Origin of the sequence: Paraliobacillus sp. JSM ZJ581 (assembly GCF_044383835.1) — a bacterium.
GTDB lineage: Bacteria > Bacillota > Bacilli > Bacillales > Amphibacillaceae > Paraliobacillus.
In genome coordinates, this window is record NZ_JBISEP010000013.1 from 42,606 (window position 1) to 58,704 (window position 16,099).

At 35.4% G+C, this 16,099-nt stretch carries 16 protein-coding genes; 1 reads left to right on the plus strand and 15 read right to left on the minus strand.

Going from position 1 to position 16,099, the window contains the following annotated elements:
- Window positions 1–18: 18 nt before the first annotated feature.
- The 3 genes from mfd to pth all read right to left on the minus strand — a co-directional run bounded on the left by mfd (window position 19) and on the right by pth (window position 4,560).
- Window positions 19–3,558 carry a transcription-repair coupling factor gene (gene mfd, locus ACH6CY_RS08985; protein WP_374066999.1) on the minus strand — a complete coding sequence of 1,180 codons (3,540 nt, stop codon included), beginning with the start codon at window positions 3,556–3,558 and terminating at the stop codon, window positions 19–21.
- Between the two features lie 137 nt (window positions 3,559–3,695).
- Window positions 3,696–3,926 carry an anti-sigma-F factor Fin gene (fin, locus tag ACH6CY_RS08990; RefSeq protein WP_374067000.1) on the minus strand — a complete coding sequence of 77 codons (231 nt, stop codon included), beginning with the start codon at window positions 3,924–3,926 and terminating at the stop codon, window positions 3,696–3,698.
- A 73-nt stretch (window positions 3,927–3,999) separates the two neighbouring features.
- Window positions 4,000–4,560: an aminoacyl-tRNA hydrolase gene (gene pth, locus ACH6CY_RS08995; protein WP_374067001.1), complete on the minus strand. Its 561-nt coding sequence runs from the start codon at window positions 4,558–4,560 to the stop codon at window positions 4,000–4,002.
- A gap of 297 nt (window positions 4,561–4,857) precedes the next feature.
- Between pth and ACH6CY_RS09000 the strand changes: the two genes are divergently transcribed.
- Window positions 4,858–5,064 carry a hypothetical protein gene (locus ACH6CY_RS09000; RefSeq protein WP_374067002.1) on the plus strand — a complete coding sequence of 69 codons (207 nt, stop codon included), beginning with the start codon at window positions 4,858–4,860 and terminating at the stop codon, window positions 5,062–5,064.
- A gap of 39 nt (window positions 5,065–5,103) precedes the next feature.
- On the opposite strand, the gene ACH6CY_RS09005 is transcribed toward ACH6CY_RS09000, so the two are convergent.
- From ACH6CY_RS09005 to ACH6CY_RS09060, 12 genes are all read right to left on the minus strand, one after another.
- Entirely contained in the window at window positions 5,104–5,718 is a 615-nt protein-coding gene (locus ACH6CY_RS09005; protein WP_374067003.1) for a 50S ribosomal protein L25/general stress protein Ctc, read from the minus strand.
- Between the two features lie 85 nt (window positions 5,719–5,803).
- Window positions 5,804–6,757 (minus strand): ribose-phosphate diphosphokinase, encoded by a 954-nt coding sequence (locus ACH6CY_RS09010; protein ID WP_374067004.1) that lies wholly within the window; start codon window positions 6,755–6,757, stop codon window positions 5,804–5,806.
- A 20-nt stretch (window positions 6,758–6,777) separates the two neighbouring features.
- Window positions 6,778–8,151: a bifunctional UDP-N-acetylglucosamine diphosphorylase/glucosamine-1-phosphate N-acetyltransferase GlmU gene (gene glmU, locus ACH6CY_RS09015; protein WP_374067005.1), complete on the minus strand. Its 1,374-nt coding sequence runs from the start codon at window positions 8,149–8,151 to the stop codon at window positions 6,778–6,780.
- A 393-nt stretch (window positions 8,152–8,544) separates the two neighbouring features.
- Window positions 8,545–8,835 carry a septation regulator SpoVG gene (spoVG, locus tag ACH6CY_RS09020; RefSeq protein ID WP_374067006.1) on the minus strand — a complete coding sequence of 97 codons (291 nt, stop codon included), beginning with the start codon at window positions 8,833–8,835 and terminating at the stop codon, window positions 8,545–8,547.
- A gap of 228 nt (window positions 8,836–9,063) precedes the next feature.
- Window positions 9,064–9,885, minus strand: coding sequence for a pur operon repressor (purR, locus tag ACH6CY_RS09025; RefSeq protein WP_374067007.1), 822 nt, complete (start codon window positions 9,883–9,885; stop codon window positions 9,064–9,066).
- A 143-nt stretch (window positions 9,886–10,028) separates the two neighbouring features.
- Window positions 10,029–10,208 carry a small, acid-soluble spore protein, alpha/beta type gene (locus tag ACH6CY_RS09030; RefSeq protein ID WP_374067008.1) on the minus strand — a complete coding sequence of 60 codons (180 nt, stop codon included), beginning with the start codon at window positions 10,206–10,208 and terminating at the stop codon, window positions 10,029–10,031.
- 345 nt (window positions 10,209–10,553) lie between these two features.
- Window positions 10,554–10,820, minus strand: a complete 267-nt coding sequence (gene veg, locus ACH6CY_RS09035; protein WP_374067009.1) for a biofilm formation stimulator Veg — start codon at window positions 10,818–10,820, stop codon at window positions 10,554–10,556.
- A 504-nt stretch (window positions 10,821–11,324) separates the two neighbouring features.
- A complete protein-coding gene (yabG, locus tag ACH6CY_RS09040; RefSeq protein ID WP_374067010.1) occupies window positions 11,325–12,191 on the minus strand; it encodes a sporulation peptidase YabG in 867 nt (288 codons plus the stop codon).
- A gap of 77 nt (window positions 12,192–12,268) precedes the next feature.
- Window positions 12,269–13,135: a 16S rRNA (adenine(1518)-N(6)/adenine(1519)-N(6))-dimethyltransferase RsmA gene (rsmA, locus tag ACH6CY_RS09045; RefSeq protein ID WP_374067011.1), complete on the minus strand. Its 867-nt coding sequence runs from the start codon at window positions 13,133–13,135 to the stop codon at window positions 12,269–12,271.
- Window positions 13,132–13,704: a ribonuclease M5 gene (gene rnmV, locus ACH6CY_RS09050; protein ID WP_374067012.1), complete on the minus strand. Its 573-nt coding sequence runs from the start codon at window positions 13,702–13,704 to the stop codon at window positions 13,132–13,134. The genes rsmA and rnmV overlap by 4 nt, the downstream gene beginning before the upstream one ends.
- A gap of 215 nt (window positions 13,705–13,919) precedes the next feature.
- The gene (locus ACH6CY_RS09055; protein WP_374067013.1) at window positions 13,920–15,119 is read right to left on the minus strand and encodes a ubiquitin-like domain-containing protein; all 1,200 of its coding nucleotides are present in this window, start codon (window positions 15,117–15,119) and stop codon (window positions 13,920–13,922) included.
- 211 nt (window positions 15,120–15,330) lie between these two features.
- A complete protein-coding gene (locus ACH6CY_RS09060; protein ID WP_374067014.1) occupies window positions 15,331–16,098 on the minus strand; it encodes a TatD family hydrolase in 768 nt (255 codons plus the stop codon).
- Between the last annotated feature and the right edge of the window lies 1 nt (window position 16,099).

Here is a 16,099-nt window from a genome sequence, read left to right on the forward strand (position 1 = left end):
AAAAATAAACTATACATTTTATTTTATATTATCACGTTTTAACTTTTCCATATCCTTCATAAAACGAATGATTTTCTTATAACGGTCAGGATATGTGTTTCGGTCCCAGCGAAAGCCAATCTTTAAATTTTGATTATCTGTACCTAATTGGATCATACGGCCATATTTGTTTGCATAGTGAAATAATTTTTCACCATCCATCAACTGACTTGCTTTCTCTTCTACAACTAATGTTATTGCTTGCTTGTTTTCTTTAATTGATTCCACCCGTTGCTTCTTTGCTTCTATACGAAGTTCAGTTACATCAAGTAAGTTGGCAACTTCACTTGGATAGTCACCGAATCGATCAATTAGTTCTTCACGAATTTCCAATACATCTTCTTCCGATTCAGCTGTTTGGAATCGTTTATACATATCAATTTTTTGCTTTCCATCAGGAATATAAGTGTCTGGTAAATACGCGTCAATGGAAAGGTTGATTTCTGGATTAAACGGTTTGATTTCCTCTTCTGGCTTTCCTTCTTTTCTCTTATCAACAGCTTCTTTCAACATTTGAGAATACATATCAAATCCCACTGAATCAATAAAGCCATGTTGCTGTGCTCCTAGTATATTACCGGCACCTCGAATCGATAGATCACGCATAGCTATTTTAAAGCCAGACCCTAATTCAGTAAATTCTTTTATTGCTTGTAGTCGCTTCTCTGCTACTTCTGTTAATACTTTGTCTTTTTGATACGTGAAATAGGCATAGGCAATTCGATTACTTCTTCCTACACGACCTCGCAGTTGATACAACTGACTCAGCCCCATACGATCTGCATTATAGACAATTAGTGTATTCACATTTGGTATATCAACACCTGTTTCAATAATTGTTGTACTGACTAATACATCATATTCTCCTTCAAGGAAACCAAACATCACATTTTCAAGCTCTGTTTCATTCATCTGACCATGCGCAACACCTACACGGACATCATCAACAAGCATACTAATTTCTTGTGCTTTACGTTCAATATTGTCTACACGATTGTAAAGGAAAAATACTTGTCCGCCTCTTGCCATTTCCCGTTCAATAGCTTCACGTAAAAACATAGGGTTATACTCTAATACATAAGTTTGTATCGGAAATCTATTGGCGGGCGGTGTCTCGATTACTGATAAATCTCTCACCCCTAGCATTGACATATGCAATGTTCTTGGAATCGGAGTTGCTGTTAATGTTAATACGTCTACATTGGTTTTAAGTTGTTTAATTTTTTCTTTGTGCTTCACACCAAAACGCTGCTCTTCATCAACAATTAATACACCTAAGTCCTGATAAACAACATCTTTTGATAATAAGCGGTGCGTACCAATGACTAGATCAACTAAACCTTTTTTTAAGCCATCTATTGTTTCTTTTTGTTGTTTTCGTGTTCTAAAACGACTTAATAATCCTATATTTACTGGATAATCTTGAAAACGTTCCATTACCGTTTCATAATGTTGTTGAGCCAAAATAGTAGTTGGAACTAAAAATGCGACTTGTTTTCCTTCTGCTATTGCTTTAAAAGCAGCTCGAATGGCAACTTCCGTTTTACCATACCCAACATCACCACAAAGTAAACGATCCATTGGTCGAACACGCTGCATATCTTCTTTGATTTCTTCAATACAACGCAACTGATCCTCTGTTTCTTCATACGGAAAGGCATCTTCAAATTCTCGTTGCATCAAAGTATCTTCAGCAAATGCATACCCCTTAGATGCCTCACGTTCTGCATAAAGTTTCATTAGGTCATCTGCAATATCTTCTACAGTAGATTGAACTTTCCGCTTTACCTTCTTCCATTCACTTCCGCCTAATTTATATAACTTCGGTTCTTTTCCTTCTGATCCTACATATTTTTGAACTAAATCAATTTGATCAATAGGGACAAACAACTTGTCATCCCCAGAGTACTTTAACAGCATAAAATCTTTGTGTATACCATTTACCGCTAAGTTCTCTATCCCTATAAAGCGACCAATTCCATGATGGACATGAACAACATAGTCTCCAACCTTTAATTCTTGGTAAGATTTAATTCGTTCAGCGTTTGAAATTTTTTGTTTTCTTTTATTCGTTTTTTTTGCTGTTTTCTTGAATAATTCCTTTTCCGTTATAATCGCAAGTTTATGCAGTGGAAGCTCAAAACCACCAGTTAGTTCACCAATTATAATCGTTATATTTTTTACAGGGAGGCTAGTATCGTTGTCCATAATCTGCGAATCCATTTTATAATCTAGGAAAATTGATTGAACCTTTTCTGCACGCTCAGCATTAGGGGTCATTACAATAATGGAATAATCCCCTTTTTTCCACCGATCTACTTCATTTTGCAGTACATGCATTTGTCCATGAAATTGTTGCATCGCTCGACAAGATAGGTTGACAATATTTTGCGGGTTCGTATTTGGAATATGACGAAGAAATACAGATAAATAAATTTTTGGGCAGTTCATTTCTCCCCATACCTGATGCCAATCAAAAGCAAATTTAGCTGTACGTACCATTTTTTGCTCTTCTAATAATGTCTGGTGCCACTCTGCATCTGTTTGATCAAGATGCAATGCCGATTCCTGAATCCGGCTCATTTCATCTAATACAACACAACCATTGTCTGGCAAATAGTCTAGCAAACTTGTTTTTTGCTCATAGAAAAAGCCAATATATTTTGCTAACTCTTGGAATCGTTCTTGTTGATTCATTCGTTCAATGTCATGCGTAATCGATTGCGATAATTTCTCCGCAGCACTTGGGTCATATGTTTTTTTCAAATCATCAGCTAGAGCTTTTTCAAGCCTCTGTGCCCCTATGAGCAAATCTTGATCCGTTAACAGAATTTCAGTAGCCGGTTGAATAATAACCTGCTTCTTTTTTTCTAGTGATCGTTGTGATTCTGCATCAAATAAACGAATAGAATCTACTTCTTCATCAAATAATTCTACCCGAATAGGGTTCGGCTCTGTGATTGGATACATATCCAAAATCCCACCACGTAAACTAAATTCACCCGGGCTAGCTACCATATCGACACGATGATACCCCATATGGGTTAGAGCTTTTAAATAAGTAGAGACAGGTATATCTTTCCCAACCTCAAAAGTAAGCTGATAGTCATTCCAATAGTTTTTAGGTGGCAACATTCGTTTTAGAGCAGCAACTGGCGCTACTAGAATACCCTTTTCGCTTTGTGACCATTTCGTAAGCGCTTGAATTCGCTGACTTCGTAATTCTGGACTAGCTACCGCCATTTCTGAAGTAATTAATTCATTTATCGGATATAAATGAATATTACTGCGGTCGTCTGACATTTTAATTAAATCTTCAAAAAGCTGTTGTGCCTGCGTTAAGTGGTGTGTAACAAGTAAGATGGGTCGATCAGTCGACTCTTGTAAAGCGGTCACTAACAAACTACGTGCAGAACCTGTTAACCCGCTAACAAGTTGTTCATTCAAACCAGAGGATAAACCATTTATTATCGAGTAAATATCATTATGATGATATAAGAATTTCTTTATTCCTTTCATCTTCTTCCCCCTATGCTTTACACATTCATTTTATCATTTTTACGTGCAAAAATGCTTTGGTTAAGTAACCAAAGCTAATAAAGCATTGTTATCTATATATTTCATTCTTTACTTTAAACAATCACTAGTATATTGGCCTATTGAATAAAAGAATCTAATGCATGGTAATGAGGGTTGTGCTCTAATGTTTCTTGACAGTCTTCGCATATCACTTTTATTTCAATTTCTCCATTTGTTCCATACTGTATCATTTCTCTTCGGTCTTCAGTTGAAAGCGCCTGCCATCCCAATAACTTGGCATCAACTACATCTTGTTCAATTGTACCTAAAAGTTGTTTACAATGTCGACACTTGTATAAGATTGCCATCCAAACTACCTCCAATAGAAATGCGCTTTATTTTTTATCATTTCCATTGGCTAGTATTTTATACACTATATGATTATTGGTTAAAATCATTCATTACTTTTTGAAAAGGTTTGTTCATCCACGCACTACAAGCCGCTACTGCATGTTTAATAGCGTCATTCACTTCTGTTTGTTGGGAATTATCAAACTCCCCTAAAACATGGTCAATCACACTAGCATGATCAGTCGGACGGTCAATACCTATACGTAGTCGATTAAAATTTTTCGTTCCAAGATGGTCAATCATAGAACGTATGCCGTTATGACCACCATGTCCTCCTTTTTGACGAAGCCTGACCTTCCCTGTTGGTAAATCAAGGTCATCATAAATCACTAAAATATCATCCACTTCTAATTTATAAAAGTCCATCAACGGACGAATCGATTCTCCCGATAAATTCATATACGTTTGAGGTTTTAGTAAAATAATTTTTGTTTGCTCAACCGTCTCCATCGTATATAAGCCATTGAATTTTGATTTATTAATACGCCAATCATGACTTTTGGCAAGTTCATCTAATACCATAAAACCAATATTATGGCGTGTTTTTTCATATTTTTTACCTGGATTCCCTAATCCAATAATACACTTCATTTTCATTCACGTCTTTCTTTAGGCTGTTTATCCACGTTTTCTATTCTACTGATTTCTCTGAGAAAAATAAAGCAATAGATCATGATGTTATTTGAATTATAGGAGCTATTGCACGTTCCTTAATTATGACAGTAAATGATAACGAATTCAAAAGTTAATGCTATATAACCATCAGCTATATTATCCCACCGTTAACTGTCTATATAAAAATTCTTTTGCTACCAAACTTGGATATCAGCCTACCAACATAAGAAAACATAAAAAATAATAAAGACAATATTTTAAGGCAATGATCAAGTGAAATTTGCACAAAATAAAAGAGATTCAAAAAGAAGAGATATCGAAAATACAAGACACGTTATTGCAAAAAAAAAAATTGCAATCATCTATAATTTTATTGGTACGTTTGATTGTAATAAAACCATCAATCAAGCAAAGAAGATAAAAACAATAAAGTTGGTGTCGCTTCACATGACACCAACTTTCATAAAAATGTTTTCTTAATTTATAGAGACAATTATTCAAGGTTTTTATTTATTATTTTCAGTCATCTTTTTTTTCGTTAATTACTTCTGGTTCGGATTGTTCTTCTTCCGTTGTTTCTTCTGCCGTATCAGGTGCGGTAACAGTCACAATTGTTGTATTCTCATCTTCTAGGATTTCATAATTCTTACCGTCTTTCAAATCAGCTACCATGATGCTATCTCCGATTTGCAAGTCTGAAACATCAATAGTTATTTCTTCAGGAATATCAGCTGGTTTTGCTCGAACAGCTATTTCATACAACGGCTGTTGTAGTACGCCACCCTCTTTTGATCCTTTCGCCTCTCCTTCTAAACGAATAATAACTTCTACATCCATTTCCTGAGACATATTGACCACATAAAAGTCAGCATGAACAAGCTCATCTCTGAGAGGTTCTATTTGATAATCATGCAACATGACATCTAATGATTCACCTTCTACATCCAAAGTAATAATTGCATTTTTCCCTTCATCTCGAACTGTTTTTAGTAATTCTATACTATCAATTGAGATAGTGGTGGATTTCTTGTTATTGCCATAGACAACTGCCGGTATACGCCCTGATTGTCTAATTTGTTTCGTATTTGATTTCTTTAAATCTTCTCTTCTTTTTGCTTTTAGCTGTATTGCCAAGTTCATCAACCTCCAATAAATTTGAAAAACTATATCTATTTTTAGGTTATTCCCTGTTGTTCACAACATTAAACATAAAATTTAATTAATCAAATAACACACTTACAGATTGTTGCTCATGCACACGAATAATTGCTTCACTTATTAGTGGAGCTACAGATAGCGTTTTAACTTGTTCTGTTTGTTTTTCCTCAGGTAATGGAATAGAATTTGTGACTACTAACTCTTTGATTGGAGAATCACCAATTCTATCCATAGCTGGGCCAGATAATACAGGGTGTGTACAACAAGCATACACTTCTTTCGCTCCATTTTTAATTAGTGCATTCGCACCTAGTGTGATCGTTCCAGCTGTATCAATAATGTCATCAATTAAAATAGCTGTTTTCCCTTTTATATCTCCGACAATATTCATTACTTCAGCTACATTTGGACGTGGACGACGCTTATCAATAATCGCTATAGGTGCTTTTAGACGTTCAGCCAATTGGCGTGCTCTTGTTACACCGCCATGGTCAGGCGAAACGATAACAACATCATCTAACCCTTTCTCTTTCCAAAAATCAGATAAAATTGGGACACCTACTAGCTGATCAACAGGGATATCAAAGAAACCTTGTATCTGTGGTGCATGTAAATCTAATGAAATAACACGAGACGCTCCAGCTACTTGTAATAAGTCTGCTACTAACTTTGCGGTGATCGGTTCACGTGCACGAGCTTTACGATCTTGACGTGCATAACCATAGTAAGGCATTACAATGTTAATTGTTTTAGCTGATGCACGTTTTAGTGCATCAATCATAATTAACACTTCCATAATATGCTGATTTACTGGCACGCAGGTCGATTGAACAACATACACATCACAACCACGTACACTTTCCTCAATATTAATTTGAATTTCCCCATCACTAAAAGTCGTAACTGAGCATTCGCCTAAAGGTACACCTATTTCATCTGCTATTTCTTTTGCTAAATGTGGATTAGAATTTAAAGTAAATACTTTCAAAAAAGAATCTTGATATCCCGCTGACATTTCGTCAAACCTCCATTTTTTTATTTATATTTATTTAATCTTTTTGCATATGACTCTTTGTTTACTTGTTTGGAACGTGCTATAGACAGAGCATCTGCTTGAACATCTTTATTGATCGTAGATCCTGCTGCAACAATTGCACCTTTTCCAATGGTTACAGGTGCAATTAAGTTGGCGTTACATCCGATGAAGGCATCATCTTCTATTTTAGTTAAATACTTATTCTTCCCATCATAGTTAACAGTAATTGTTCCGCAACCTACATTCACATTCTTGCCTACTTCAGCATCGCCAATATAACTTAAGTGAGAGACTTTGCTTTTTTCTTCAATATGTGTTTTTTTCACTTCAACAAAATTACCGATTTTTACTTCATTACCAATTGTTGCTTGAGGGCGAATGTGTGCAAAAGGTCCAATATCAACACGATTACCAATTTCACTATCTGATGCAACACTTTGTTTGATAATTGTATTTTCACCAATTGTACAATTATTAATCTCTGTATGTGATCCAATCACAGTTCCAGTGCGAATAAACGTTTCTCCACCAATAACACAGCCAGGTTCAATTACAACATCCTGTTCAATGGTAACATGCGACCCAATATATGTATGATCGGGATCAATAATTGATACACCATTCTTCATATGTTCCAAATTAATACGATCTCTCATTATTTTTTCTGCTTTAGCCAGTGCTACTCGATCATTCACACCTATCGTTTCATTCGGATCTTCTGTTTGATATGCGGAAATTTTTTCATTTGCCTGGCTTAGAATCTCTATTACATCTGGGAGGTAATATTCTCCTTGAGCATTATCGTTTGATACCTTGCTTAAGGACTCGAATAGTAATTGATTATCAAAACAATATGTACCTGTATTAATTTCATTTACTTGGAGTTGCTCATTCGTTGCATCTTTTTGCTCGACAATTTTTGCAACGTTCCCATCATTATCTCGAATCACTCGTCCATATCCACTAGGATCCGTGATCGTTGTCGTTAAGACAGTGGCTTTTGCTTGTGATTGCACATGATGATCAAATAAAGCAGCTAATGTATCAGCCGTTAGTAAGGGCGTGTCACCACAAACAACCAATGTCACACCTTGTTCATTTTTAATAAAGGGCGCTGCTTGCTTTACTGCGTGTCCCGTTCCTAATTGTTCTTCTTGCAGAATAAAATCAGATGAATCGCCTAGCTGCTGTTTCACTTGCTCCGCGCCATATCCTACAATTGTCATTATCTTCTTTAATTTTAACACTTGTAGCTGATCCATTACATGTTGAACCATGGGTCTTCCCAATACAGGGTGTAACATTTTGTGCTTTTTAGATTTCATTCTTGTTCCTTGCCCTGCCGCAAGAACAATTGCGTATCTATTTCCCATCAAGTAAGCCTCCATTTTTTCTTTAATTTAATGGTTCTTCCACTCAAAAAAAATCGATTTTATATCAAAACCGATCTAGCAACACTACAACACAGATAGAACATCGCAACTTTTTTTGATAAGCTACTTTTTAGCCATTACGTCGCTCGGGCTATATGTTCTTTTCCTCAAACATTACATTGGAAAACAAACTTATTTTTGTCAAATTTTTCAGAAAATATTTTGCTTTTATAAAAGTCCTAGCTTCATTAATTTAATTTATATACATTAACGAATATATCCTAATTAGCTTCCTATTTCAACAACAAAATGCTATTGGATAAAGTACAGAAAATTCGCATAAAGAAAAAAGTCTAATCTTGATGATTAGACTAAGATGGCAATTTATTATGTTTAAGACGCACCTGCTCCTTCATATTGCACTTGTTCTTCCTCGACACGGCGATATTCTTCTAATACAGCTTCTTGGATCTTGCCTCTAGTACCAGAATTAATTGGGTGTGCTATATCTCGAAACTCACCATCTGGTGTTCGCTTTGAAGGCATAGCAACAAACAAGCCACTGTTACCATCAATTACACGAATGTCATGCACAACAAATTCTTGATCTAATGTAATAGAAGCAATTGCTCGCATTCTCCCTTCGGTATTCACGCGGCGTAATCTAACGTCTGTTACTTCCATTATGTTCACCACCTTTTCCCATAAAAAACTTATTACCATAATTCAACATAAGTATAGTAATTCCTGCTTATTTTCAAAAAAATATAAATATTTTTTTTTAACTGTAACAAAATAGGGGATATAATTTTTTAAGTGAATAGGGATTGCTATTATCTAATTTTAAATCATTATGTGCGTTAAATAACAGAACTAGTCGCTAATAAGCTATACTTTAAAGAGAAAGAATTCTTAGTCAAAATCATTAAAAAAGTTGCCTTTACTTACCTCAATCTGCTGATTACGAACATCAACATTAGATATTTTTACTAAGGAAGTATATTCATTTACCACTCGTTCATCTTCCTCATCTTCCGCTTCAGCTAACACACCGATTCCTGCTACTTGAGCATCAAATTCTTTCAACAAACTTTTCATTCCATCAATTGTACCACCAGCCTTCATAAAGTCATCGATAATACAAACTTTGGCTCCTTGCTTAAGGCTTCTCTTTGTTAAAACCATCGTCTGTATTTTACGAGTTGAGCCTGATACATAATTAATACTCACTGTTGATCCTTCGGTTATTTTAGGGTCTCTTCTGACAATAACCACTGGTACACTTAAAAAGGAAGCTACCGCATAGGCCAATGGTATTCCTTTTGTTGCAACAGTTACAACTGCCTCCACATCAAGTGATGCAAATTTACTAGCAAACAAACGACCAATTTGTCGGATCGTTTCAGGCTCTCCAAGAATATCACTCATAAATAAATACCCGCCAGGCAATAACCTATCAGGATCTTCTAATCGATGACACAACGTTTGAATGAATGATTGGCTATTTTCTTCGCTATATTGTGGAATATAGCGTACTCCACCAGCAGCTCCGGAAACAGATTCAAAATAACCAATACCTTCTTGTTGTAACATTTTATTCATAATCGTCAAATCTTCACTAATGGAAGATTTCGCTGCTTGATATTTTTCTGCAAGGAAAGGTAGAGATATTAATTGAAGAGGATGTTCTAACACATAATTAGTCATTCCGATTAAACGATCACTTCTTTTCATAAATACACCTCTAAAAACGAATATTTTAAAATAAAGATAACATTTCATACGGTTTTTATCAAGTTAACATAGTGACTGTATCATGTTGATTGCAAATACTTCAGCTATTACGTTTTGTTATACTAAAAAGAGACAAATCCTTTTTAGGATTTGTCTCTTGCTAATTGTTGTTCAGCCATTTTCACAGCGTATTTCACCATATTGCCAGCGTCTCTTGCCTTAATACCGCCCCAGCCTTCTTTTTGAACGGTGTCGTAAAAACCTAATTCTTTTGCAATCTCTTCTTTCAATCGATCGGACATAATGCCACGACGTCTACTCATAGCGGAGACCGCTCCCTTCTTGTCAAATCAATAGGCCGACAATCATAGTATGCGTAAAGTAGCAAATTATATAACCAAACCGACAACATGTTTAAAAGGAATTATTTCACTTTAAAAACTTCCTATCAACCTAAACTCCCAAAAAAAGAAGAGTGCACGTTTAGCAATGTATCGACTAAACCACAGGGGATAAAAAGCACAACCACCCACCGTGTTAAAGTTATCTTTTTATATAGAAGTAAAGGAAGTCTCACTAATTGATGAGCGTAGTAATTTTTACATTTACTCACACCAAAAATCTTTACAAATTTCTACCTAAGCAACAAAAAAAGCAGCAAACCTTGTTTACTGCTCTCCAACCGCTATTTTACTTCTGTCTTCAATGAAGCTTAACTCTACTGTTTCTGTCAAAATATCAGCATAGCTGTATGAGACACGCTCAAAGGCATTTTCTTCTTGATCAAGTGCAACAATAAACACTGCAGGATACGTTTCAGCCAATGTTCCATACCGTTCAATTGTCTTTCTTCTTCCACCATTGGCAGTTAATTTTAAACGTTTTCCAATTTGGCTATCCAGACCTTGTTTAATTTCAACTAATGTTTTGGCCAATATACTCCACCTCACTAAAATAATTATAGCACAAGCTTGTATTACCGTCAATAAAATATTATATTATAACAAGTAATTGTTTTACTTGTCAACAAAATATTTTGTAACTCCTCTATTATTTATTAGGGTTTCTCAAAAATGTGAAATTATGTACAAAAAACAAGCTGGAACAAAACATTATTTCTTAACTGAAAGTAGAACAAATGCTATTAATATAAAAGTAAAATGATTAATGTAGAAATATACTCCCCTTGCACAGGTATAGGGCTGGATCAGTTATCCGTTGTACAAGAACGCGAAGATCTTTGCCTAACATGCATGCTTTAATAGCTCGTACGCTCTATTCAAGGATAAGAAATGTTTCCACAGCAATACATCAAACAAAAAAACTTTTATTTTGATGAGTGTCGTATATTTCCATAACTAACTAGAAAGCAAACCAATATCCATATTTCAGGATTATGGTTTGCTTTCTATTGTTTGTAATTTAGTTTTGTCTCAGTTTCAATTTAAATCTTCTTTCACATATGGCATACCGGTTCGAAGCAGACCTCTTGTTTCAATTCCACCTAATCCTTTTTCACCCGTTAATGTATTTCTAAGCGCATCGTATACACTTACTTTCTCCATAAAGGATGTGTATGCAACTTTTGCGGCAATATAAACAGGATCTAGGGCATGTATATTAATTCTTGATGGAGAGCTTGCAAAATTAGCGCCTGCTCTAATTAATGATTCAAAATGAGACTGACAAGCTCCGGCAAAAATAACTAATTGATCAACATTAGGAACAACATTTCTTGCCGCTCTCACCGTGTCAACAAAATATTTAGAATGACGATATGCTCGCAAATCACTTTTTTCCCCTTTATTACGTAAAAAAGCATCATGTCCAGTAATAACAATCATATCTGGTTGAATTTTTGTAATTAATCGATCCATTTCTTCCGGCATTTCTTTTTCATCACAATAAAGACCATGTACTTGTAAGCCCACTCGCTGATACAGTTCAATACATTTTTTTAAATACAATCGATCCCCGTCTAAGTGAAGCACACGTGCTGGTAACTGAAAATAATTTGCATCTTGATGATAGCCAGCAGTTGATTCATAATGTCTCTTTTCTTTCATCAATTGATAATCTTGACGAAACAGCCTAAAAGAGTAATCTGTTTTCTCTTTATCTTTATTTTTCCAATGCTTCATTTCCCGTTCCTGAACCTTTTTTAGATCTGTTATACCGGCATCTGCTTCTAAACGGATATCTTCTCCATGCAGCATAGCGACATTATTAGTTATTGTACTGATTCGAAAAAGGATGTCATTGTTATAAGAATTTCTAGTAACTACATCACCAGTAACAAAGGACATGATTCACCCACCTCATATTTACGATAGACGTTCTACCATAGATTATGGTTAGTTAAGTGAATATGTGCGCCTAATACTTATAAAAATGTATTAGCCAAATCGGCAAACTCTTGAATAGATAAAGATTCACCCCGTCGTGTTCCATCAATTCCAACTCGTTTCATTCTTACTTCTATTTCTTCTTTCGAGTAGTCTTGAGAAAAATATCTAGTCAAATTATTTCTCAATGTCTTTCTTCTTTGTGCAAAAGAAGCTTGAACTAGATCAAAGAAAAAAGTTTCATCGATAACTTCAACTAACGGTGTTTCTCTTAGCTTTAAATGTAATACAGCGGAATCCACATTAGGTTGAGGCGTAAATACTGTTTTAGGAACGTGTAGCGCTACAGACGCCTCTGTATAATATTGCACAGCAATTGACAAAGAGCCATAACTTTTTGTATTTGGTTTTGCAGCCATACGATCAGCAACTTCTTTTTGAATCATGACAGAAATACTAGAAATAGGTAAACGCTCCATCAATAGCTTCATTAAAATAGGGGTTGTTACATAATATGGTAAATTAGCCACTACTTTTATATCCTGTAAATTAGAAAAATGTGCCTTCACTATCTGTTCTACATCTGCTTTTAGTATATCTTGATAAATAATAGTAACATTTGAATACTCACTTAGGGTATCTTCTAGAATGGGGGCTAGGCGCTGATCGATTTCAAATGCGATCACTTGTTTACTATGGCTAGCTAATTGTTCTGTCAATGCTCCGATTCCGGGGCCAATTTCTATTACAGCAGTTTTATCGCTCACACCAGCAACTTCAATAATATTCTTTAACGTATTCACATCTAAAATAAAGTTTTGCCCTAGACTTTTTTTAAATGAAAACCCATATTTATTTAAGATCTCTTTTGTTCTAGTTGGTGTAGCAATCGCTTTAAAAGTCATCTTTTTTCCTCCTGGAGAATAACAGCCATCTCTTCTGCTAAACACTCTTTTGATATTTGAAACATATGCAACCTTTTTAACAATTGTTTTCCATTTGCATAACCAATCCGTAGTTGTTTTGTTAATTTTTCTCTTCGGTCTTTCGCATGAGGCCCACCAACTAAACCCAATTCAATTAAATCATCTTTTTTTATATTAACAGGTTGTATTTCTGTTAGTTCATACACTTGAGATAATGCTTCTTTTATCGTTTCGATGGTGGCATGTTCAATGCCAATTCCTTTATCTTGCTTTGCTCTTGCTTCATCCTTTGTTAAAAATGCATGCTTACACCCAGGTACCGATTCAGAAACAATGTGGCGAATACGTTGTCCAGGATAATCAGGATCAGTAAAAATAATAATGCCTCGCTTTTCTTGTGCATGTTTAATTTGTTCCATAATTTGCTCATTGATAGCTGATCCATTTGTTTCTATTGTATCGGCCTTTACCGCTTGTTTAATTTTAGAAGTATCGTCTTTACCTTCGACTACTATGATCTCTTGTATCTGCACACTACATTCTCCCATTCATTCAATCTGTTTACATTATAGAGTTCAACACATCACTTAGGCAAGTGCTCTCAGGTGAAAAAATCGCGACATCATGCTCTAAGCCCGTGACTTCAAACTGTAAATAAACGACTAGCAGGTACCCACTTACTTATAATCTTTACCTTTAAAATAAAAAAAGGAGGTTGTCAAAGTTGACATTCCCCCTCTTACACATTTTCACATAATACGAACTACTTAAGTATTCGTACTTTCACTGTTTTCCTTCCATAGCTCAACGCAGCGGCTTTTGATGGTAAATGGACATCGATTCGATTTCCTTTAATGTTACCACCTGTATCTCTAGCTACTGCATAGCCATAGCCTTCCACATACACTTTTGTACCTAAAGGAATTACACTAGGATCAACAGCAATCACTCCGTTAGGATTCGCTTGTAAATTATACCCTGTTGCCGTTAAACCTGATCCACTACAGGATTTACAGTTCCAATTATAAGCTGTGGATTGCATGTACAGTGTTTTTGATGTATTACTATCTCCACGCGATACCGTATTCAACCCTGTATTTTGGATAACTTTTGTTCCAACTGCAACTACTCGATCTTTACTTTTTCTCTTCACATTTTCAGACAGTAACTTTCTATCGATTTCTTCTCCATTTTCAAGCGTAAGTTCGTATTTCTTCTCAACTAAACCTGGCTCTCCGGACTCAACTACTTGTTCAGTCCCTTTTTTTAAAGAATTATCATTTTTTTTCACTGTGGCATAATCCATCTCTTCTTCTGCCAGTTCAGTTACTTTCTCTACACGGGTAATCGTTACAGTTGTTTTATCTGTAACATCATTCTCTTTTGAAGGTTTTACACGATCCAGTTCATTCAATGTAATCGATTGACTAGAAAGAAAATCGCCAACAGTATCTGTCGTCGTCCAAACCTCTGATTCTTTCCCTCCATCATTAAGTGTTACTTGAAATGCTTTTTCTAAGGAGATATCCATCGCATCTTCAATCGACTTAGAAGCGTCAACGGATAACATATCATGTTCTTCAATAGTAATATCCTCATCTTTTAAGAAAGACCCTACTGTATCTTTTGTTGTATAATAGGTCGTTGATTCTCCGTCGATAGTTAACACAACTTCCTTCGCCTTTTCATATACTATTTTCATATCATTTGTTATAAGTGCTGTTTCTTTATGTGAAAGTGCATCATGTTCTTCGACGTTTATCTCAAGTTCTTGCATTAAATCTGCAACTGTTTCTGCACGTGTTTCTACCGTTTCGGTGTCACCATTTACAGTCACTTCGACCGCTGCCTCAGTAGCTTCATATGTAACATAAGCTACAAATGCAAATAACACCATTACTGAAACAACAGGTATTACCAATTTTTTATTCCATATTGGCAATAGCTTGGAAAGATTCCTCATCTTCTTTTGCCTCCTTTATACCCGTCGTTGTATTATATATACAATGCAAAAGCGTGTCAAACGGGTGAAAGGAGCTTTGTAATGGGGATTAAGGCTTATAGATCAATGTTTAGGTAATTAAAATATCTAATTGTTTCATCTTTATTAAAAAAAGGTTACAATTCATTTATTCCGTAACATTTCCGTAAAATAGGCAAATGATATAATTATTTTAAGATAAACGGAATAAGTGATGCGCATTTTTCCTTGTGGCTTCCTGTACCTCTTCAGCGGAAATACCTCGCAATGTTGCAATTTGATCTGCAACTAGCGCAACATAAGCGGGTTCATTCCTCTTTCCACGATTAGGATGAGGAGCGAGAAATGGACAGTCTGTTTCAATTAAAAGTCTATCCAAAGGAACCATCTTAGCCACTTCTTTCGGTAATTTTGCATTTTTAAATGTTACAGGTCCACCCAAAGAAATATAGAAGTTCATATCCAGACAGGCTGGCACATATATTGGGTCATCATTATAACAATGCATTATACCACCAACTTCGCTCGCTTGCTCCTCTTGCAAAATTTTTATAATATCTTCTGTAGCTTCTCGATTATGGATGATGATTGGCATATTTACTTCGCGTGCTAATCGTATTTGTTTCCTGAACACCTCTTTTTGCACATCATGAGGTGATTTATCCCAGTGATAATCTAATCCCATTTCTCCTAATGCAACCACTTTCGGATGACTAGCTAATTCCTCTAACCATTTTAACTCTTTTTCTGTAAAGTCAATGGCGTCTACTGGATGCCACCCAACTGCTGCATAAAAGTGTTCATACGTTTCAGCAAGCTCGATCGCCTTAGGTATTGTCTCATGGTCAAACCCAACAATCACCATATGAGTTACTCCCGCTTCTTTGGCGCGTTCAATTACTTCCTCTCGATCTTGATCAAATTGTCTCACATTTAAATGTACATGTGTATCAAATAACATC